The sequence below is a fragment of the Bifidobacterium sp. ESL1133 genome (assembly GCF_058107325.1).
This window is the reverse complement of the sequence record NZ_JBYLUI010000001.1, coordinates 516311-536984: the sequence shown is the minus strand read 5'-3', so window position 1 is coordinate 536984 and position 20674 is coordinate 516311. Positions and strand designations below refer to the sequence as shown.

Annotated in this window: 16 protein-coding genes, 1 tRNA gene, 1 pseudogene and 1 CRISPR repeat array (1 of these 19 only partly in view); of the genes and pseudogenes, 17 read left to right on the top strand and 1 reads right to left on the bottom strand. The window is 57.4% G+C overall.

The window, feature by feature from the left end; translation table 11 throughout:
- A CRISPR array of direct repeats spans positions 1–1241; the repeat unit is 31 nt; unit sequence GTCACCCCCTCACGGGGGTGTGGATTGAAAT; it reaches 681 nt to the left of the window's first position.
- Between the two features lie 141 nt (positions 1242–1382).
- On the top strand, positions 1383–1688 hold the full coding sequence (locus AC3B5A_RS02220) for a BrnT family toxin (protein WP_489798529.1): 306 nt from the start codon (positions 1383–1385) through the stop codon (positions 1686–1688).
- Between the two features lie 248 nt (positions 1689–1936).
- On the opposite strand, the gene AC3B5A_RS02215 is transcribed toward AC3B5A_RS02220, so the two are convergent.
- Positions 1937–2167, bottom strand: coding sequence for a hypothetical protein (locus AC3B5A_RS02215; RefSeq protein WP_489798444.1), 231 nt, complete (start codon positions 2165–2167; stop codon positions 1937–1939).
- 696 nt (positions 2168–2863) lie between these two features.
- On the opposite strand from AC3B5A_RS02215, the gene AC3B5A_RS02210 reads away from it, so the two are divergent.
- The 16 genes and pseudogenes from AC3B5A_RS02210 (at position 2864) to AC3B5A_RS02135 (ending at position 20545) form a co-directional block, all read left to right on the top strand.
- Positions 2864–4297 carry a class C sortase gene (locus AC3B5A_RS02210; protein ID WP_489798443.1) on the top strand — a complete coding sequence of 478 codons (1434 nt, stop codon included), beginning with the start codon at positions 2864–2866 and terminating at the stop codon, positions 4295–4297.
- Between the two features lie 113 nt (positions 4298–4410).
- A complete protein-coding gene (locus tag AC3B5A_RS02205; protein ID WP_489798441.1) occupies positions 4411–5304 on the top strand; it encodes a YdcF family protein in 894 nt (297 codons plus the stop codon).
- Positions 5305–5431: 127 nt separating this feature from the next.
- Complete coding sequence (locus AC3B5A_RS02200; RefSeq protein WP_489798439.1) at positions 5432–6256, top strand: histidine phosphatase family protein; 825 nt, start codon at positions 5432–5434, stop codon at positions 6254–6256.
- A gap of 115 nt (positions 6257–6371) precedes the next feature.
- Positions 6372–7322: a magnesium transporter CorA family protein gene (locus AC3B5A_RS02195; protein WP_489798437.1), complete on the top strand. Its 951-nt coding sequence runs from the start codon at positions 6372–6374 to the stop codon at positions 7320–7322.
- A gap of 131 nt (positions 7323–7453) precedes the next feature.
- On the top strand, positions 7454–8335 hold the full coding sequence (locus tag AC3B5A_RS02190) for a transporter substrate-binding domain-containing protein (RefSeq protein ID WP_489798435.1): 882 nt from the start codon (positions 7454–7456) through the stop codon (positions 8333–8335).
- A gap of 17 nt (positions 8336–8352) precedes the next feature.
- Complete coding sequence (gene leuS, locus AC3B5A_RS02185; protein WP_489798433.1) at positions 8353–11319, top strand: leucine--tRNA ligase; 2967 nt, start codon at positions 8353–8355, stop codon at positions 11317–11319.
- A gap of 167 nt (positions 11320–11486) precedes the next feature.
- A complete protein-coding gene (locus tag AC3B5A_RS02180) occupies positions 11487–12410 on the top strand; it encodes a ComEA family DNA-binding protein (protein ID WP_489798431.1) in 924 nt (307 codons plus the stop codon).
- A gap of 2 nt (positions 12411–12412) precedes the next feature.
- On the top strand, positions 12413–14434 hold the full coding sequence (locus tag AC3B5A_RS02175) for a ComEC/Rec2 family competence protein (RefSeq protein ID WP_489798429.1): 2022 nt from the start codon (positions 12413–12415) through the stop codon (positions 14432–14434).
- Positions 14435–14463: 29 nt separating this feature from the next.
- On the top strand, positions 14464–15432 hold the full coding sequence (gene holA, locus AC3B5A_RS02170) for a DNA polymerase III subunit delta (protein ID WP_489798527.1): 969 nt from the start codon (positions 14464–14466) through the stop codon (positions 15430–15432).
- A 5-nt stretch (positions 15433–15437) separates the two neighbouring features.
- Positions 15438–16082: a tRNA (adenosine(37)-N6)-threonylcarbamoyltransferase complex ATPase subunit type 1 TsaE gene (gene tsaE / locus AC3B5A_RS02165; RefSeq protein WP_489798526.1), complete on the top strand. Its 645-nt coding sequence runs from the start codon at positions 15438–15440 to the stop codon at positions 16080–16082.
- Positions 16083–16167: 85 nt separating this feature from the next.
- Positions 16168–17076: a tRNA (adenosine(37)-N6)-threonylcarbamoyltransferase complex dimerization subunit type 1 TsaB gene (tsaB, locus tag AC3B5A_RS02160; RefSeq protein ID WP_489798427.1), complete on the top strand. Its 909-nt coding sequence runs from the start codon at positions 16168–16170 to the stop codon at positions 17074–17076.
- Positions 17073–17555 (top strand): annotated as a pseudogene (gene rimI, locus AC3B5A_RS02155) (ribosomal protein S18-alanine N-acetyltransferase); the annotation flags it as partial. The gene tsaB and the pseudogene rimI, both read left to right, overlap by 4 nt.
- Positions 17556–17722: 167 nt before the next feature.
- Positions 17723–18766 carry a tRNA (adenosine(37)-N6)-threonylcarbamoyltransferase complex transferase subunit TsaD gene (gene tsaD, locus AC3B5A_RS02150; protein WP_489798425.1) on the top strand — a complete coding sequence of 348 codons (1044 nt, stop codon included), beginning with the start codon at positions 17723–17725 and terminating at the stop codon, positions 18764–18766.
- 115 nt (positions 18767–18881) lie between these two features.
- Positions 18882–18954: transfer RNA gene (locus AC3B5A_RS02145), tRNA-Asn, on the top strand.
- A 356-nt stretch (positions 18955–19310) separates the two neighbouring features.
- Complete coding sequence (locus AC3B5A_RS02140; protein WP_489798423.1) at positions 19311–20051, top strand: AzlC family ABC transporter permease; 741 nt, start codon at positions 19311–19313, stop codon at positions 20049–20051.
- Between the two features lie 161 nt (positions 20052–20212).
- Complete coding sequence (locus AC3B5A_RS02135) at positions 20213–20545, top strand: branched-chain amino acid transporter permease (RefSeq protein ID WP_489798422.1); 333 nt, start codon at positions 20213–20215, stop codon at positions 20543–20545.
- Positions 20546–20674: the final 129 nt, after the last annotated feature.

Genomic DNA, 20674 nt, shown 5'->3' with positions numbered 1-20674 from the left:
ATTCCATCAACAAGTTGCTGTACACGTACGGCGTCACCCCCTCACGGGGGTGTGGATTGAAATAACGGAGCCAACGCAAGTGAGGCCTGCCTGTATTGTCACCCCCTCACGGGGGTGTGGATTGAAATTATGCGTGATAATTGGTTAGATGGTACCTCTTAGTCACCCCCTCACGGGGGTGTGGATTGAAATTACATGGGTCGAAGCTGTCATGAAGCATGTTGCAAGTCACCCCCTCACGGGGGTGTGGATTGAAATAGCGCGTATCATATCGACACGTCAGACCAGCAGTGTCACCCCCTCACGGGGGTGTGGATTGAAATATTTCTTGTCTTCTTCCGAACGTTCGCTCATTTGTCACCCCCTCACGGGGGTGTGGATTGAAATATCGATGGTACGGAACAGGCATTCGAATTCACGTCACCCCCTCACGGGGGTGTGGATTGAAATGATTGCGTTCTGTTGTTGTTTGGTGAGGTCTCCGGTCACCCCCTCACGGGGGTGTGGATTGAAATCGATTGACTGGCTTGTGCCAGTTGGTTGTTGCCCGTCACCCCCTCACGGGGGTGTGGATTGAAATCTGAATGCCACCGTGAGGTTGATTGGAGTAGTCGTCACCCCCTCACGGGGGTGTGGATTGAAATCCCTGGCACGGGCTGCTTGCAGGCCGGCTCGTGGGTCACCCCCTCACGGGGGTGTGGATTGAAATAAGAACCTGACCAGCCTGACCCGCAACAAAGCTGGTCACCCCCTCACGGGGGTGTGGATTGAAATCTGTTCAGGACTGTCTCCATACCGTGCAGCAACGGGTCACCCCCTCACGGGGGTGTGGATTGAAATAGGATGATCTGCAGGAGCATGCCGACCACGCCTGGTCACCCCCTCACGGGGGTGTGGATTGAAATAGTTACATCGCTACATAGGAACATAACTAACTACAGGTCACCCCCTCACGGGGGTGTGGATTGAAATCGAATAAAGCAAGTATCCGGAACCCCTCCGGTTCGGTCACCCCCTCACGGGGGTGTGGATTGAAATACAACCCAACTCTCGAACGCCGCATCCAGATCCCGTCACCCCCCTCACGGGGGTGTGGATTGAAATAGGTTGATGAAGCGTTGGATATAATACCCGGATCTCGGTCACCCCCCTCACGGGGGTGTGGATTGAAATTGATCATTGGGCCAAGATTTCCCAGTCCAACGGGTTGGTCACCCCCTCACGGGGGTGTGGATTGAAATATGTTTGCGAGGGCAATTCGCATAATATCTCCTTTGTTCCCCTCCTCACAGGGTGGATTGAAGCGGGTTGGGCTGATGAGCTTGTGGGAATTGCTTGGCGTGAAGCATCTTCTGGTGATATGAGTTGTGCTTGCTGTTTATATGGTGTATGCCGGATATCAGAGGGGCGGTGATATGGAGTTCATGTACGGTCATGCAAAGAGTGTTGCGAACCTTGCTAAACATGGCATTGATTTCGAAGATGCTCAACGCGTGTGGGACAACAGTACGCCTGTGACACTTGTCGCTGCCAACACCGATGACAATGATATGCGTTACATCGTGCTCAGTTTCATCAAAAGCAAACACTGGACCGCAACCACCTCCAAACGCAGCGATCGAAGCTGCATTATATTGGTACCGCGCTCACGCAAAACGAAGAGACGCATACCTGAGCAGCGCAGATAACCCCATCGCCAGCGTCATCAGCAGAAACGCTGTGATCAATAGATGGTCGGCTGAACGGCTGCGCGCAGCGTAACTCAATATAGCAGCGATTTGCACGCCGGTTCTCAACCGTGACAGCATCCAACGTCTTAATTGTAAGCCCCGGGAGCATCATCCCCGGAGCTTATAGATACCGAAGACATTCGTATACTTTGCGAGCGACTGAGTCTTTCTCCTGCGCGTTCCGGCAGACGCTCGCAGTGGTGAATTTATTTGTGTGGTTTCTTTTGCGTGGTGACTGATGGTGTTTTGCGTGGTCTGCCGCCGCCGACGCCTCGGCCGGGACGGTTGGCGTTCCATTCGTCGATGGTCTCGCTTTTCCAACCACGAGTGCTGCCAACGAGCACGTCAGGGGTGGGTAAGTGCAGGCCGCCCAATGCGCCTGTGGTGATGCCGAGACGTTGGGCGACCTGCGTGTAGGAGAGGTATTGCTCAGTCATGATGCTTACGACCTGCTGCCAGTCCGAACAATCCTGCCGGTATCGGAGTCCGGAACGATAATGCCAGACTGCATGCACCGCATGCGATTGCCACCCATCCGTAAATGTCGAAGTTGTTCATAATGTTTTCCATGAGTACACTTGGAACTGGTGGGGTTCCGGTTCCTAGTTCTAACCGGAACCCCACTAGTTTTCAGCTATTTCCGCTTCTTGAACAGTGCGATGACTCCCGTTATCGTAGCTATTGCCGGGCTGATGGCGCTGATTGCGTTCCAAATGTTATCCTTGTTTCCTCCTTTTTGTTAATAATACTATAATAACTCGGTTCTTATAGTATCGCATGCGAAATGAGGAAATCTTTAGAAATCTTCTTGTATTTGGTAGCCGTGTTGACGAAGCGCGTATTGATCAGAGTGCTCCAGGAGCAGAAGAAAACGATCGTTGACGAAAGACCGCGTAAGTTCGCGCCATGCTGGCTCTGCGAGCAACCCATTGATTATGCTGCCTTACTGAGAACTGCAAGATGCATTCCTGGCCGGAGGTTTCCGGCTGCCCAAGGGCGCAGCACCTACCGTGCAAGTTAATTTTCATGCCTCGTCGTATGATGGAACAGTATGTGTTGAGTGCCGCTCACTGATGTGAGTACAGCGGAAGAGGAACGCTGGTGGTACCCGCGTCCGGAGGCAGGAGCGATAGTTGGCGAATAAGCACGGTACTCATGCCAAAAGACGGGTTTCGTCTCAGCGGCATAGCAATACCGCCACCATCAATGCCGCAGCCAACGCAGGTGCAGAACCGGCTGTTCAGTCATCCGCCGCAGCGCCACAAAACGCACTGTATGCCTCAGAATTTCCCGCTGAACGAGTCAATGCTGCTGCTCCGGTGTCAAGCAAAACGAAGCGCAAGCGTCGTCGTAAGCGCAAACGTGAAGAAATAGTCGATCTGCCGCTGCTCAACGCGCCTTTCGATAGTCTCATCTATCAAGGTCGTGACATGGCGGCCATTCGCAGTAAGCGCATGGGCATCTTCATTCAGATTCTCATCGTGCTGTGTCTGCTGGCGGCTGCGGCCTCATTGCTGTGGATTCCTCTCGTGCAGAGCATTCATGCGCGCGAGGAACAAGCGGCCGTTGACGCGGCGCAAAGTCGTATGGCCAAGTGGCCGCAAGGCAAGATTGCCGAGGAGTATCAGCGTGCGCAGGCGTATAACCAGCGCATCGCTCAGTCCGGTCAGGCCACGCTCGGTGAGTTCACCGACCCGTTCGGCGGTGGCGGTGACGGCAAGAAGCCGCAATCGGAGCGCGACCAGGAGTATCAGTCGCTGCTCAACGACGGGTACGGTGTGATGGGCATTATCCGTATCCCTAAGATTTCCGTACGCATGCCGATTTACCATGGCACCTCCGACGAGGTATTGGAATCGGGCGCCGGCCATTTGTACGGCACAAGCTTGCCGGTAGGCGGTGCGTCGACCAACGCGGTGTTGAGCGGTCACCGAGGTCTGCCGAACGCCATGCTGTTCACACGTCTCGATGAGTTGAAAAAGGGTGATATTTTCTACGTGCAAACCTTGGGACGAACCTTGGGTTACCGTGTGGAAAGCATCCATGTCATCGATCCTGAAGACACGCATCTGTACAAAGTGGTGCCCGGTCGAGATTTGGTGACGTTGATGACGTGTACCCCGTACGGTGTGAACACGCAGCGTCTGATTATTACCGGCACACGTCAGGCCATCCCCGATCCCATTCCCAACCCGGATTCCGCTAAGGGCGACCCCACTATCGCATCGTTGATCACAGCGGCGGCCTTGCTGGTCCCTGGTCTGATTTGGGCCAAGATACGGCGCTATGCGTTGATGGTTGTCCGGCATTCCTCCAGTGGTGTGCCGACGTTGCGCTTCGGCCGGCGCGACTTTGTTGATGCTCCGGTGCGCGATCCGATTCGCCGTAAGGGACGTGGCCGTCACTCGCCACCCAAGCACGGCTGGGGTTCGCGTGCGGCCAAGCCTCGATCGGTCGAGGGCGCGCACGCTCAGGGAGCGGCACCTCGTCATTCCAAGAAGACGGTGGCTCGCAGTCAGGCTGAAGTGGCGCAGCTTGATTCGATGACGCAGGGACAGGCACGGTAACGATGGTTGACTGGTGGCTTGAGGCGGCACTCTACGGCCCCAGTATCGTATTCGCGCTGCTCTTCGTCGTATCCTCTTTGCGCGAGCCCCGGCGCTTTCGCAACGCTATCTGGATGGCAATGTTCGTATTGTCTCTCTCCAGCGTGCTGTTGCTGCGGTTCGGTGCAGCACAAGCCATCGTCCCGCTGGCGCTGCTGATGGTGTTTGTCCCCGTGGCAGTGGTATTTTTCCTGTCGTTGAACGCTGTTATCGTGGTGCGGCGTGAAGGGTTCTCGCTCTCAACGTTGCTGCCCGCGTTATTGGCGGTCTTGCTAGCTGCTGAATTGGTGTTGGTGCCTTATGCCATTCGTTCCGGCTCGGCTTTATGGTTGAAAAACATCGCGTTTCTGGTGGTGGCGGAAAGCCTATGGTTCTTCTTTTCATTCGCCGCGCTGCTGGGGTATTCCTCGCTGTACCGTATGTTGCCTCGCAAACGAAGGTATGACTATATCGTCATCCATGGTGCAGGTCTGAGCGGTACCCAGCCCACCCCGCTGCTCAAAGGGCGCATAGACAAGGCTTTCGCTCTATGGGACAAGCAGGGAAGGAAAGCCCTGTTTGTGGTTTCCGGCGGGCAGGGGAGTGACGAGGAGATCAGCGAGGCCGAGGCTATGAAACGTTACCTGCATCATGAGCGCGGCGTGGACGAAGACCATATCCTCATGGAAGACCAGTCCACCACGACGATGGAGAATCTGTGCAATTCCAAACGAATCATGGATGAGCGTGGATCGGGGTATCGTGCGGCGCTGGTGACCAGCGACTACCACGTGTTTCGAGCTTGTGAGTATGCTCGGCAAATCGGCCTTACCGCTGACGGTGTGGGCAGTCACACCAAGGGATATTACTGGCCGACGGCTTTTATTCGAGAGTTCGTGGCGATTACCAAAGCGCATTTCTGGCCGTATGTTGCCATTGCCATACTGTGGGCATGCTGGGCTGTGGTGCTGTTGCTTGTCGCCTGGTAGGTGTCGGCTGTCATAATGAAATATGCATGTGTTATGTATGTTCGTACAAGAGAAACGGTGGCGTGCAGCTGACGGTATGTGAGCTGCATAGGCGCGGTGAGAGAACAGATAAGGAGAACAACCGACGATGATTGATGAAGTGGTATTGCTCAGGCATGGCAGAACGTCGTATAATCTCGTGCATCGTCTGCAAGGTCAGGTCGATGTACCGCTGGATATCGTAGGTCAGTGGCAGGCCGATCAGAGCGGCCTTGAATTGGCGCGCAGGTATTACGGTGCCAAGGTGGCGAATATCGCGCGGCACCCCGATTTGCTGCCCCAGCCTGGTCCGAATGCTGCCAAGCGCAGCGACATCCAGGAATACGATGAAGCGCCGGCGGCTAGGCGCGCCGTCAAAGTAGTGTCGTCCGATTTGTTCCGAGCCGCACAGACAGCACACGCATTCGCAGATATCCTAGGGTTGCCGGTTGAACTTGATCCAAGGTTGCGTGAGCGCGATTTTGGGCAGTGGGAAGGCAAAACGCGCGATGAGATTCGTGAGATGGACGCTCAAGCCTATGCCTCGTGGAAGCAGGGGCAAGGCGGGGAACAGGCGTATGGCGTGGAATCGCGCTCTCACGTAGGCGCGCGCGGTGCCAGGACTTTGCAGGAAATGGTCGCTGCTGAAGAATCCAGCGAGACACATACCACGCTGGTGGCCGTCAGTCATGGGTCATTCATCGCGGCTACGGTGGAGACGTTGCTGGGTCTCGACCCGGAAGCGGACGCTTTGGGAACCATCAAGAATGCATTCTGGTCCAGTCTCGAGGTGCGTCGCGCCTCTGGTGTCGTCTCTTGGCGTTTGTCTCAGTTTAACTTGGGTCCGAATATCGCGACGTTGACGGATTGGGATAATGGGCCTGACGAGTTGCGCAACCCGCACATGCCCTCTGCCACGCCGTTGCTGTTCTGAAAATGTGAAAGCGATTTTGCGACGTCGCGCGTGTTGTTGCAGCTGCGGGCTAAGGTGAGGCGTTGGGCGAAGGTGTGCCGGTACGGCCGGCTGAGTGTGAAGGGTAGGTGTGACCATGCTGAGAATTTTCAATACGATCAAGGGCCAGGTTGAGCAGTTAGACAAGCCTGAAAGCGGATCATGGTTGTGCCTGAGTGACCCAAGCGATGTGGAGCTCACCTCGGTAAGCCAACAGACCGGCGTGGATTTGGCTGACCTGAGGGCGCCGCTGGATGATGAGGAACGCTCTCGTGTGGACACGGAAGACGACTACACCATGGTTATCGTCGATATCCCCACGGTCGAGGAACGCGATGGGCGCGACCATTATGAGACCATCCCGTTGTCCATTATCGTCAGCGGTGACCTGATCATCACGGTGTGCATGCAGGATACGCCGGTGTTGCATCCCTTCATGGAGGGGACGATTCGCGGGTTCAACACGTATATGAAGTATCGTTTCATTCTGCAGATTCTTTACCGCAACGCCACCATGTACTTGCGTTACTTGCGCATCATTGATCGTAAGTCCGACAACTTGGAACTCAAGTTGCGTCACTCGATGCAGAATCGTGAGATTCTTATGCTGCTTGAGTTGAGCAAGACGTTGGTGTATTTCACCACGAGTCTCAAGTCGAACGAGATTGTGATGGAGAAGCTTGACGCGTTGCCGCACATCAAGCGTTACCAAGAGGATGAGGATCTGTTGGGGGATGTGATCACCGAGAACAAGCAGGCTATTGAGATGGCCAACATCTACAGTGGCGTGTTGGCGAACATGACCGATGCTTCAGCGTCGATTGTGTCGAACAACTTAAATAATGTGATGCGTATATTCACTATTATTTCGATTACTCTATCGGTGCCCACGCTGATTTTCTCCATGTACGGTATGAACTTCCAGGAGGGCATGCTGGGCATGCCGTTCTCTGATTCGCCATATGGTTTCCTCATTGTCGTAGTGTTCTCGATAGTGGTATGTGTTGCGGTGTTCTGGTGGCTGCTCCGTTCTAGGCTGTTTAAGTGACGACCTGCGGTGGTGCTTCATGGTTTGCATGTATGCGCACATATAAGTGAATATATAAAGTATAAGGTTGGTTGTGCAGCCATGGTGCACGAGACCAGCTACCGAGTGAGTATGAGGTAGGAGTCGCAAATATGCGTGACAGTGTCCGTAAGATAGCCGGGCTGCTGGCCAGTTTGACGCTGGTGTGTTCCGCTGGAGCGTGCAGTGGCGCCGATGCCGGTTCTGGTGCGGATCCGTTGGTGGGAGGCCCCACTATCTCCATCGCCGTAGCTCGTGACGAACCCGGTTTCTCACGCATTCATGAGGGAGAATACGACGGGTTTGATATCGACGTGGCACGATATGTCGCGCAAAAATTGGGCTATGCCAACCGTCAGATTATCTTCACCTCGGTCGATATGGCCAATCGTGTCAGTACGTTGGCGCAGGCGAAGGCGGATATGCTTATTTCCGAGCTGCCCCAGGAGAACGTCGTGCCCCGCTCCGGCAACGATGTAGCCAAGTTCGCCGGATCCATGTTCACCAGCAAGCAAGGTTTCCTGGTGGACTCCGCCGCGCGCCAGGCGCTGGGGGGCGAGCACGGTCTGGACGGCAAACGCATTTGCGTGGTCTTGGGTGGGGGCGTTGAGACAGCGGTCAGCCAAGCCGTGAACAGTCCTGTGATGCAACGCAGACAAGGATATGGACAGTGTCTCACCGCTCTGCTGTCTGGCGATGCGGATGCGGTGGCGGGAGACGGGGCTGTGCTGCAAGGGTTGGCGAGCTCCAGCAACGGGCATGCGTCCATGCTCAAAGAGACTGCCGGTACCAGCGTCAGAGGCATCTGGACTCCTAGTGGCACCGATCAGCTTTCTGACAAAGTCAACAGCATTCTCAACGACATGGTCAAGGACGGCTCATGGAAGCGTGCCGTTGATCGATTGGAACAGCAAATCGGCTATCGGGCGCAGACGCAGCTCAACCCGCCGGTTGTTCCCATGAAGGCTTCGGGGGTCGTCTCACTGTCCAGCTGAATGGCGATAATTCGGTTATGAGCGACAACGAGAAGAATGAGCATACGGCCGAGCCGTCGGCACCGGCATTTCGCTACGATGCCTCCATGGCACAGGACATCGAGCTGAAGTGGCAGAAAACGTGGGATGAGCAAGGTACGTTCTGGGCGGCGAACGCCGAAGGTGACCTGAAAGATGCCAAGGGGCGCAACGCCGAAGGCCGCACTCCCTATTTTGCCATGGACATGTTCCCATACCCCTCCGGCAAGGGGCTTCACGTAGGCCATCCGCTCGGCTACCTGGCCACCGATGTGGTCAGCCGCTATCACCGCATGAAGGGCGAGAACGTGCTGCACGCCATGGGCTACGACGCCTTTGGCTTGCCCGCCGAACAGTATGCGGTGCAGACCGGCCAGCACCCCCGGGTCACCACCGAGGCCAACATCAAGAACATGCGTCGCCAATTGCACCGTATGGGGTTGAGCTTTGATGACCGCCGCACCTTTGCCACCATCGACCCGCAGTACGTACGCTGGACGCAGTGGATATTCTCCCGTATATACGACGCTTGGTATGACCCTGATTACCAACGTGCTGACGGCGGTACCGGTGCCGCGCGTCCCATCTCGGATCTTATCGCCCAGTTCGAGACAGGAGAGCGTGCAATCCCAGGCTTTGAGGGACGTGCATGGGGTGCGCTGAGCGCCGCCGAACAGTCCGATGTACTCAACGACTTCAGGTTGGCTTATATATCCAAGTCGCCGGTGAATTGGTGCCCGGGATTGGGCACAGTGTTGGCCAACGAGGAAGTGACTGCCGAGGGGCGTTCTGAGCGCGGCAATTTCCCGGTGTTCCAGCGTGAGCTGCGCCAGTGGTCCATGCGCATCACCGCTTATGGCCACCGGCTCGTCGAAGACCTTGACATCATTGACTGGCCGCAGAAGGTCAAGACGATGCAACGCAACTGGATCGGCGAATCGCACGGTGCCACAGTGCATTTCCAAGTGGCCACAGCGAACGGAGAGCGTGACCTGGAGGTGTACACCACCCGTCCAGACACCCTCTTCGGCACCACGTTTGCCGTCGTTTCCCCCGAACACGCATTGCTGGCGGACGTGCCGCAGGCTTGGCCGGACGATGTCCCACAGAGTTGGAAGGGAGGGTATGCCAACCCGCGCGACGCGGTGCATGCCTACCGTCTGGCCGCAGAAGCCAAGACCGCCCAAGATCGCGTGGACGCGGCGGGGGAGAAGACCGGCCTGTTTACCGGCTTGTATGCCACCAACCCGATTACTGGCGCCAAGCTGCCGATTTTCACTGCGGACTACGTGCTTATGGACTATGGCACCGGTGCCATCATGGCCGTGCCGGGAGGGGATCAGCGCGACTACGATTTCGCGGTCAAGTTCGGTCTTCCTGTGCTGTACACTGTTGCCCCTCTGCCGGGCAGTGACGACGACCTGTCAAACTATGAGGGTCAGGCTCCATACGTTTCCAAAACCGGTGTGATTGTCAATTCCGCGACCGAATCAGCCCACGTGGGCGGCGAACCGCTCGACCTCAACGGGCTGAACGTGAGCGAGGCCATCGATCGGGTCACCGCATGGCTGGAACAGTCCGGAGTGGGCAAAGGCACCGTGAGCTACCGGCTGCGTGACTGGCTCTTCTCCCGGCAACGCTACTGGGGCGAACCGTTCCCGATCGTCTACGATGAGGACGGTGTACCGCACCTGCTGCCGGATTCCATGCTGCCCATCGACCTGCCCGACGTACCGGACTACAGCCCCAAGACCTTCGACCCCGAAGACGCAGAGTCGAACCCCGAGGCACCGCTGAGTCGCAACGAGGACTGGGTGAAGGTGACGCTTGACTTGGGTGACGGCCCCAAGACGTACTACCGGGACACCAATACCATGCCCAACTGGGCCGGGTCATGCTGGTACTACATGCGCTACCTGGATCCCAACAACACAGAGCACATGGTAGACAGCGCCGAATACGACTACTGGATGGGCCCCGAACACAATGCCACCGCAGGCAAGGCCGGCGGCGTAGATCTGTATGTGGGCGGTGTGGAACATGCGGTGCTGCATCTGCTGTACTCCCGGTTCTGGCACAAGGTACTGTTCGACCTGGGCTATGTCTCCGGCCCGGAACCGTTCCACAAGCTCTTCAACCAAGGCATGATTCAGGCATACGCATACACCGACGAGCGCGGCCAGTATGTGCCGGCCGCAGAGGTCGAAGAAGGCGCGGCAGACGCTTCCGGAGAGCCGACGTTCACCTGGAACGGTGAGAAGGCGAACCGCGAGTTCGGCAAGATGGGCAAGAGCCTGAAGAACATCATCACCCCCGATGACATGTACGAGAGCTACGGAGCCGACACGTTCCGCCTGTACGAGATGAGCATGGGGCCGCTCGACGAATCACGTCCGTGGAACGACCGCAATGTGGTGGGCGGCATGCGCTTCCTGCAAAGGCTGTGGCGCAATGTGGTGGACGAGACGACCGGTGAAACGGTGGTCAGCGAAGAAGAGCCTGACATCAAGACGCTCAAGCTGCTCAACAACACCATCGCCGACGTGACGGTTGAGATGGAGGGCATGCGTCCCAACACCACCATCGCCAAGCTCATCGTGCTCAACAACCATCTGACATCGCTTCCGTCGGTGCCGCGCGCCGCGGTGGAACCGCTGATCCTCATGCTCGCTCCCATTGCCCCGCATATTTGCGAGGAACTGTGGAACCGCTTGGGGCACGACGAGTCCCTGACCTACGAGCCTTGGCCGCAGGCAGATAGCAGGTATGTGGGGCAAGAATCCGTGACGGCCGTGGTGCAGATCAAAGGCAAGGTGCGTGCCAAGCTGGAGGTTAGCCCCGACATCAGTGCGGACGAACTCGAGGCCATGGCGCTCGATGCCGTTGAGGCTCGTCTGGGTGGCAAGAAGCCACGCAAGGTTATTGTAAAAGCGCCGAAGATCGTCTCGATCGTCCCCGCGGAATAGCGGACACCTGCCGGTACGTGCCGGTGTGCCGGCGTGCTAGACAAAGCGCGGTGTGTTGACTTGTTATATTGGTCAACACGCCGCGTTCTTGTATTATCGGCTGAGTATTCGTCCACATGCACCCATTGGCATGCAGATCATCAGCGTTGAACGTGCATGATGAGAGCATGACAGAATACAGCAGGACAATACAGGCAAACAGCAGGCTGGGTGCGTTGCGAGGCACTGCATCTGCAAGCGTGCGGCAACCAAGACTACGACGACTCAACCCTCCGAACCGCAGACTCGATGCGAATGGTGTGCGCCCACGGCAGGTGCACTCCGGAGATGCGCACGAACGACGGCACGCAGCTGGCATTGCGATTGCGGTAGGAGAGAAGAAGGATGTTTCCCGGCATCGCACAGGTGCGAGCCTCAGTGAGCTTGCCGGAGTCAGCTCCGAAGACGCTACGATGTGCAGACTGCGTGATGCCGATACGCGTCAGCAGACGCGGGCCTTATCGGACAGGAAAGGGCCGGCGCGCTCTCTGCCCCGGCTTTCACTGACGCCGCTGCACGCTGTGGTGGCGGTTCTGCTGCTCACCGTGGCTCTATGCGCCAGTTTGACCATGCTTGTGCAACAAACGGTTAACTATGCCAAACAGTCGGTTCCCGGCACTGCCACGGTGGGGAGAGAAGCATCCGGTCAACAACGTCACGGCACCTCATCAGGCTCTTCTGCTGGAAGAAAAGATGCTGCTGACCAATCAACTACCAGTGGTGCGCATGGCGGGAATGATGGGGAACATGCTGCACCTGGTGACGCCGCACCCTGGGCTGCCGCAAACTCGCCTGCGGCAGCAGGCTCCGAATCCGCGCATACCGGAGTGCCGCCGACAGGTGCTGCACGTGAGGCATCGGGGCTGGTGAACCTCAACAACGCAGATGTCGGCCAATTGCAGCGTCTCAACGGCGTAGGGCCGGTCATGGCACAGCGCATCATCGACTACCGAGCCACCATCGGGCGCTTCTCTAGCGTCGATCAGCTGAAATCAGTGACTGGGATCGGGCCAAAAATATTCGATAAGCTTCGCTCACAAGTAACGGTCTAGCCATGAGCGTGAGCATAGATGGATACAACGCCAGGGAACAGGGGAGTCGTGACTGGCGCATGCTCATCGTCGCCGGAAGCGTATGGGGTTCCATGCTCGCCGCATATGAGATGCATGAACGGCTGCATCCACACGACGGTGTGCGCAAGGCAGTGGGCAGCCAAACAGGAGACGGAGTACCGACATGGCTCGCACCGGTGATATTGGCCGCACTGGTGACCGGTTTGGTATTGGCATACTGCATGTATGCGGGTGGGCAGTCAGTCGCATGCAAGCAGGCGCTCCTACGTCATATTCGGCCTTGGCGCCACTGCCGGTCTGTCATGCGTACCGTGCAACGGCGGCCAGCAACGGCGTTTATGCAGCACGGCCGATTGCGTGCTGCGCTCTGGGTTTTGGTCCTGATGTTCTCCAATGGAAGCGGTGTGCTTGCGGTGGCGCTTGACACCACGGTCCGTGAGCGCGATCCTGCCATCATCGCAGCCGATGCGCAGGACGCGGGCAGTGGGAGCATGCGGGTGGTGGCGCGCGTCGAAGCACCTGTGGTCGCTTCCAAATCACGGCAGGCGGACTGTCAGGCAAAGACCAGGCTGGAGCAGGTGGATGACGGCGTGCAGTCCAACAGTGCTATGCCGGCCACACTCTATATGAGCGGTGATGCGTGCACAACAGTGAGCTGGGGAGAACGTGTGGCGGTTTCCGGTTCGCTGCAACGGGCACAATATGGTGCCGAACCCATATGGATACGTGCCGACGACACTGCAGCAGTGCACGTGATACGTGAAGCTCCCTTGTGGCGCAGAGGAATCAACGCGATGCAACAGGCTTTCAGCGAAGCGTCATCCGGGCTTTCCCCGCAAGGCCGGGTGCTGGTGCCGGGGCTCACCATCGGCGTGCTGGGGCAGGACTTCATCGGCCGGACGGACGACAAACATGGTGAGTCGGTGAATGCTACGTTCGCGGCGATGCTGGAAGAGCATTTCAAAAGTTCGGGCATCATGCATCTCATGGCTGTTTCGGGAGGTCATTTTGCTCTGGTGCTGGGATTGGTGCGCCGCTGGTGTGCGCGCCTGTTGTTGCCCCGGGTGCTGGTGGCGTTGTGCTGCGCATGTGCGTACGGCATGTTGGCAATGATGGTGTATCCCTCGGATTCCGTACGGCGAGCCTTGATCATGGGGTTGGTGGAAGCATTGGCCACGGCGGTGGGGCGACGTTCGCAAACGGTGAGCGCATTGGGATTGACGGTCATCGCGGTGCTTTTCGCTGACCCTCCCATGGCGCGTAGTTTCGGTTTCGCGCTTTCCTGCGCGTCGGTATTGGGCATCTCGATGCTCGGGCAGCCGCTGGCGCGTCATCTTGGGAACATCATGCCTGCCGTGCTGGCAGAAGCGAGCGCCACCACGGTGGCGGCGCAATGTTTTTCCTTGCCGGTGCAGGTCATGATGACGCCTCAGGTGCCGTTGCTTTCGGTAGTGGCGAACCTGATTGTCGCCCCATTCGTTGATTTCGCCACAATGACGGGGTTGGCTTCCTTGGCTTGTGCATGGTGCTGCATGCCGTTGGGGTTCGCTCTGGCATGGGTGTCGAGCTGCGGTACGGCGGTCATGCAATGGTGTGCGGATACGGTAGGGGCTTCACAGATGGCGGTCGTCCCGTGGCCGGAGGGAGGCCGTGGGGCATTGCTGGTGCTGGCTTTGGAATGTGCGGTGGTGTTGTGGTGGAACGTGTGCATCAAGTGTGCTGCTATGTGCCATGTCGTGATGCAGCGAAAGAAAACCGCGAACCTGCCGCTGGTAGGTGAATCCGCTTGGGAACCGTTCGACCCGCCTGCCGGTATGATCAAAACGGACAGCGGCAGGACACCGGTGATGAGTACGGCGAGGGACGGTACGGTTCCGACATCTGTACTGAGCGACGAAGTTTGGGATACCGGTGAGCGGCTGCATATAGGAGCGGTTGAAAAACTGAGAGGTTGGTGCGTGCAGACGCGCGTCATGCTTGAACAGAGAGGATGGGTGTCATGATGTCCACCGATGCGGCGAGATTGAGTAGTATGGCTCAACGACTTACCCTTACGAGATGCACCCTCATAGTGGGCGGTGACGACTACTTGGCTCACCAGGCCGTGCGCGACCTGCAGGATGCCGCATGCCGTGCACATCCCGAAGCGGAAGTCATGGAATTGGATGCTAGCCAAGCCGGACCCTACGATTTCGACGAGGCGGTGAGTCCCTCGCTGTTGAGTTCCAGCTCCATCGTGATTGTCCAGCATATGCAGGAAGCGAGCGTCGAACTCGTCGACGCCATGGTCTCCTACTGCACTGCAGGTGACGATGAAGGCACTGTGCTCATCATGCGTCACGACGGCGGGCCCAAAGGGCGCAAGCATATTGATCGCCTTGTCAAAGCCGGAGCTAAGAAAGAGCAGATTCCCGATCTTAAACGCGCCGATGCCAAACTCAACTTTGTGCTCGCACAGTTCGAGAGGCGCAACCGGCGTGTGGATCCGGCAGCCGCCCAGCAGCTCGTGGCGGTGCTGGGAGAACGTACGGGCGAACTTGCGGCCATGTGCGACCAGCTATGCTTTGATTTCGACGACGATCCCATCGGCATTGACCGGGTCAACCAATACCTTGACGCCAATCCGGAAGTCACCGGATTTGCCGTAGCTGACGCGGCGATCGCCGGCAATACAGCAGGTGCCATCGTCTCCATGCGTGCAGCCATCGAGCAAGGCATCGAACCGGTGGCGCTCGTGGGAGCGCTCGCCATGAAACTGCGCACCTTGGCAAAAGCCGCAGCGGTAAAGAACGGCAGTATCTCACAAGGTCAGGCAGGCATGGCGCCATGGATGCTGCGCAATGCCTCACGCCAGCTCAGTGGGTGGACCTCGGCAGGATTGTCGGCCTGCATCCAATCGCTGGCACAAGCCGACGAAGCCAGCAAAACCAACGGCGGAGACCCGGTATTTGCCTTGGAACGCACCATCGGCCTGATGGGCAGGAAAGGACGCGTAGCATGAACGGCATGGAAATAGAAGCAGCAGGCACCGCTGCCGACGAGGCAGAACAATCACTATCAGCGGCATATGAACAGGGGAAGGTGCGTGTGCAAGTGCCCACACGCGAATCCATGCACGCGTTAGGGAGACGTCTGGCACACCAGGTACGCGGCGGTGACGTACTCCTGCTCTCCGGTCCGCTCGGTGCAGGGAAAACCACCTTGGCGCAAGGGTTCGGAGCAGGATTGGGTATTGCAGAACCAATCGTCTCGCCCACGTTCACTATTGCAAGGGAACTGAATGGAACGTTCCCCAACGGCGATCCCGCACATCTCGTGCATGTCGACGCCTACCGTCTCGGCGGCAACGATTACGCTCCGGGGCAAGACACCGCCGACCGCTTGCTCGACGAGCTTGAATCTCTCGGATTGGATGAAACGCTCGAAGACCCGGACGAACACACCGTCATCCTCATGGAATGGGGGGAGCAGATGGTCTCGGCGCTCGCACCCGAACGCCTCGAGGTGCATATCGAACGTCCCGCAACGGTGCGTCCACAAGAGTCCTCTGAAGAAGCGCTGACCAGTGACGGCACCAGAGTGGTGGAGATGCGACCGGTCGGCGATCGTTGGATGCGGCGTATGGAAGAACAGCATACATTGCAGGCGTAACCTTAAGCATAACGGTTCGAAGACGGCGATACAGTAACAGGAGCATGCGTTCAAGAGATATGGCGCATGGGGGATGGAGGAGACATTGGCACACACACTCGTGATCGATACGTCGTACGGCTCGACAGTGGGCATAGTAGGGTATGAGCCGGTAGTGCAAACCGATTCGCGCACGCACGTCGAACGATTGCAAGCCAACATCGGCATGGCAGTCAGCCAGGCCGGCCTGACATCGGCCGACATCGATGCCATCATCGTGGGTGTGGGCCCGGCCCCGTTCACCGGTCTGCGTGCCGGACTGGTCACCGCCAAAGCACTGGCCTATGCCACAGGAGCGGCATTGATAGGGCAGGATGCGCTCGCGCCACAAGCGCTGATGCTGCAACTGGCATGTATCGATGCCGAATTTGCTGCGAAGCACAATGCACTCACGGAGCTGCACGCCAGCGCAATCAACGAGCAGAACCTGCCTGACGCACCGGTTCATGTGACGTTGGCGGTGAACGATGCGAGACGCAAGCAACTGTACTTCGCCCTCTACGGTGATGCAGATGCAGATGCAGATGCAGCCCAAACCCAACACGCTCTGATGTCCGAATCACGGCCACTTGCGGCTCCCGTCACACTGATGGATATGGACATCGACTACCCGGATGCCATCGTTCAACGGGTCAACGAACGTGTGAAGGCACTCTCCGAACAGTTGGGAACAGCAGTGGTGGTGGATATTGCCGGCCATGGCACCGGCTCTTACGCTTCTGCTTGGGAAGGCATGAACGCTTTGGGAACCGTTGTGGACCACTCGGTGTTTGACCTGGGGGCGGACGGTCTGGAACTCGTCGCACGCTGCGCACAACATGACCGAGGACAGAACAACGATAATGACGATGCGCAAGCCGTGGAACCGCTCTATCTGCGCCGTCCCGATGTTTCCGTACCAAACCCGCTCAAACACGTACTGCACCACGACGGCGCCACCAGAGGTGAGCAATGATCACTCCTCTCGAATCGTTGGAACGCACCTGGGTGGAACGCGAAATGGCGCGGCTGGAGAGTGAGCTGTTCGGCATTGGAGCATGGAGCGAAACCGCCGTGGCACAAGAGCTGAGCGCACCTGCACGAACGTATCTGTTCGATGTGGACGGGAGCGAACTGCGCGGATATGCCGGCTTCTGGTATGACGGCGACGATGCGGAGATCATGACCATAGGAGTCAAACAGTCCGCGCAACGGCAGGGTGTTGCATCCCGGCTGATGAGTCACCTCATAGAAGACGCACAGCGGCAAGGCGCGCGACGCATGCTGCTCGAAGTGCGTGTCGACAACAATTCCGCCATCGGCCTGTACCAAAAGTTCGGATTCCGTACGCTTGGCCTGCGCAAACGGTACTACCAGCCGCAAGGCATCGACGCCTACACCATGAGTCTCGATCTACAGCCGCACATCGCCGGTTTCGCTTCAGCAACGGCTGCACAGCCCGCGCACGCCACACCGCTGGGGCAATCGGCAGACAATCATACGAAACCAATACAAGACACCGCGGGCGGCCTTACTGAAAGCACTCCTGCCACCGACATGACAGAGCCCGCTAACGGTGACAACGCCACCGAACCGAAACAACGAGAAAGCAGAACAACACGATGAGTGAACCAATCGTACTGGGCATCGAATCCACCTGCGACGAAACCGCAGCCGCCGTCGTACAAGGCCATACGCTGCTCTCCAACCAAGTCGCCTCATCCATGGAAGAACACGCCAGATACGGCGGGGTGATTCCAGAAATCGCCTCCCGCGCCCACGCGGAAGCCTTCGTGCCGGTAGTATCCAAAGCGCTCGCAGACGCCAATATGGAACTCAGCGATATCGACGCCATAGCGGTCTCCGCAGGCCCTGGGCTGGCTGGATGCCTGGCAGTGGGAGTTTCGGGCGCCAAGGCGCTCGCCTGGGCTGCCAACAAGCCGATTTACGGCGTCAACCACGTCATCGGGCACATTGCAGTCACCCAGCTTCAGTTCGGTTCTTTCCCGCCGGACACGTTAGCCCTCATCGTTTCTGGCGGCCATACCTCGCTGCTGCATGTGCAGGACGTGGCTCGGCACGTGGACGTGGTCGGCACCACGCTTGACGACGCCGCAGGGGAGTGCTTCGACAAAGTGGCGCGCCTGCTGGGCTTCCCCTACCCGGGCGGCCCTCACATCGACCGGCATGCCCGGCTTGGCGACCCGCACGCGCTCAAGGTGCCGCAAGGGCTTACCCAAGGGCGTTCCGGTAAGGAGCACCCGTATGATTTCAGTTTCTCGGGCGTCAAGACCGCAGTGGCTCGCTGGGTTGAGGGACGACGAGACCAGGGGCTGGATGTGCCGGTGGATGACGTGTGCGCATCCCTTGCCGACTCGGTGGCCAGCGTGCTGGCTAGCAAGGCGATGAAAGGGTGCGAAGAGTACGGCTCGAACACTCTGATTGTTGGCGGAGGGTTCTCGGCGAATTCGCAGCTGCGCGCAAAACTGCTCGAAGAAGGGGAGCGGCATGGGGTGCAGGTGCGTATTCCGGAACTCAAGCTGTGCACCGACAATGGTGCGATGGTGGCCATGCTCGGCTCGAACCTGGTGGAGGCCGGGGTGAAGCCGTCCAATCCTGATTTTTCCATTGATTCGGCGATGCCGATGAACGTGGTGAGCGTCTGAGTGAGTGGTTCGATGAACGTTAGGCTTGGTGCGACACGCCAGAGTTGGCATTTGGAGTGAAGTCATGTAGTATTTATGTCTTGTGCGGTGGTGATAACAACGCACAGCAGGACATTCCCGCATAGCTCAGTTGGCAGAGCGTCTGACTGTTAATCAGAATGTCGCTGGTTCAAGCCCAGCTGCGGGAGCCGATAAACGGCGGAAATCCAAGGTTTAAGCCTTTCGGATTTCCGCCGTTTCTTTATCCCAGACAGGATTGGACACGATCGTGCAATCTCAGTTAGATTTGGAGCTATAGGAACTGAACGCGGTGTTTTAGAATCCATTTTCATCGGGTTATGGGGTTATTGGGTTAAGTAGCAAAAGGTGTGCTTTATGGAGCGCCTGTCGGGCGTTTCATGTGGTGGTTTTGGGTTAAGTAACAAAAGGTGCTTTGTGATCTATAGGAACTGAACGTGTTGCTTTAGCTCTCATAGACGATATCGTTCCGGCTTGCGGCAAACCTGCAATACTTCTGAACCGGCGAATAGAGTAGACGGTGTAAATGAGACGGACGAATTCTGCGGTGGCTATGAAAAACGATGACAAGCATGTGCTGATGGCGTTCAAGGCGGCGTTCCCGTACACCGTACCCATTTTTGCTGGGTTCTGGTTTTTGGGAATCACCTACGGTGTATATATGCATTCATTGGGATTTTCATGGGTATATCCCACAGTGATGGCTGCTGTTATTTTCGGAGGCTCCCTAGAATTTGTGGTGGCCGACATGCTGCCTCTGGCATTTGACCCGCTCACCGCGCTTATCGTGGCGTTCATCGTGCAGGCACGGCACCTGTTCTACGGTATTTCCATGCTTAAGAAATTCTCCGGAACCGGATGGATGAAACCGTACCTTATCTTTGGCATGTGCGACGAAACCTTCTCGATTCTCTACACCACGGACCCACCCAAAGGCATAGACCGCCGTTGGTTTATGTTCTTCGTCACGCTGCTCAATCAAGTGTATTGGGTTTCCGGTGCCGCCATCGGCGGTCTGGTAGGCGGCATGCTGCACGTCCAGATTCGAGGGCTTTCGTTCGTCATGACGGCTCTGTTCACCGTGATTTTCATCAATCAATGGCAAACTGACAAGCATCACGTCAGCGCCATCATCGGCGGAGTCGTCTCGATTGCATGCTTGGCTGCGTTCGGCGCGGACTCGTTCATGTTACCGACATTGGTCGGTCTGCTGGTGGTCTTTACTGTGATGAGAGCCCCGATGGAGCAGAAGGGATGGCTGGATTGAAGGGATGGTTGACTTGATGGGGGAGAAGCAGTGCGAGCGGATGATAAAGGCGGCAAGAAGACGGGCGACGGATTGAGCGACATCAAGCAACACCGGATTAAGCAACATTGGATTAAACAGTATCGGACTAAGCAACATCAGATCGAGCAATATCGGAAAGGATGTTTGGCATGACTGTGACACAGCAAATCATTACGATCGCCCTATGCGCGCTAGGCACGATGGCAACGCGTTTCCTGCCGTTCCTGCTGTTCGGCAGCAAGAAACCTGTGCCCTCGTACATCACCTACCTAGGCCGTGCCCTCCCTGCCGCTGTTTTTGCGATGCTGGTCGTTTACTGCCTGCGCAACGTCGACTTCCTCTCCGGTACGCATGGCCTGCCCGAGCTGATTGGCATCGCCGTGACCGCTGGGCTGCACCTGTGGAAGCGCAACATGCTCGTCTCAATCGCCGGAGGTACGGCAGTGTATATGGTGCTGTTGGCGGTGGTGTGAGGAGGGGAAAGAATATGATACTTGATAGGATACGTGCTGGGTAGTGTCACAATTTTGAGATGGGGTTTCGTGAACGAGATGTGGGGACTTGTTTTACAGTGTATTAGACAGCTTCCGGTGTAGTCACTG

Coding starts and splice junctions, on each gene's coding strand:
- AC3B5A_RS02200 (WP_489798439.1), top strand. CDS start 5,432: ATGATTGATGAAGTGGTATTGCTCAGGCATGGCAGAACGTCGTATAAT.
- AC3B5A_RS02135 (WP_489798422.1), top strand. CDS start 20,213: ATGTTTGGCATGACTGTGACACAGCAAATCATTACGATCGCCCTATGC.
- AC3B5A_RS02195 (WP_489798437.1), top strand. CDS start 6,372: ATGCTGAGAATTTTCAATACGATCAAGGGCCAGGTTGAGCAGTTAGAC.
- AC3B5A_RS02180 (WP_489798431.1), top strand. CDS start 11,487: ATGACAGAATACAGCAGGACAATACAGGCAAACAGCAGGCTGGGTGCG.
- tsaD (WP_489798425.1), top strand. CDS start 17,723: ATGAGTGAACCAATCGTACTGGGCATCGAATCCACCTGCGACGAAACC.
- AC3B5A_RS02215 (WP_489798444.1), bottom strand. CDS start 2,167: ATGACTGAGCAATACCTCTCCTACACGCAGGTCGCCCAACGTCTCGGC.
- AC3B5A_RS02190 (WP_489798435.1), top strand. CDS start 7,454: ATGCGTGACAGTGTCCGTAAGATAGCCGGGCTGCTGGCCAGTTTGACG.
- AC3B5A_RS02220 (WP_489798529.1), top strand. CDS start 1,383: ATGGTGTATGCCGGATATCAGAGGGGCGGTGATATGGAGTTCATGTAC.
- leuS (WP_489798433.1), top strand. CDS start 8,353: ATGAGCGACAACGAGAAGAATGAGCATACGGCCGAGCCGTCGGCACCG.
- AC3B5A_RS02175 (WP_489798429.1), top strand. CDS start 12,413: ATGAGCGTGAGCATAGATGGATACAACGCCAGGGAACAGGGGAGTCGT.
- tsaE (WP_489798526.1), top strand. CDS start 15,438: ATGGAAATAGAAGCAGCAGGCACCGCTGCCGACGAGGCAGAACAATCA.
- AC3B5A_RS02140 (WP_489798423.1), top strand. CDS start 19,311: ATGAGACGGACGAATTCTGCGGTGGCTATGAAAAACGATGACAAGCAT.
- AC3B5A_RS02205 (WP_489798441.1), top strand. CDS start 4,411: ATGGCAATGTTCGTATTGTCTCTCTCCAGCGTGCTGTTGCTGCGGTTC.
- holA (WP_489798527.1), top strand. CDS start 14,464: ATGGCTCAACGACTTACCCTTACGAGATGCACCCTCATAGTGGGCGGT.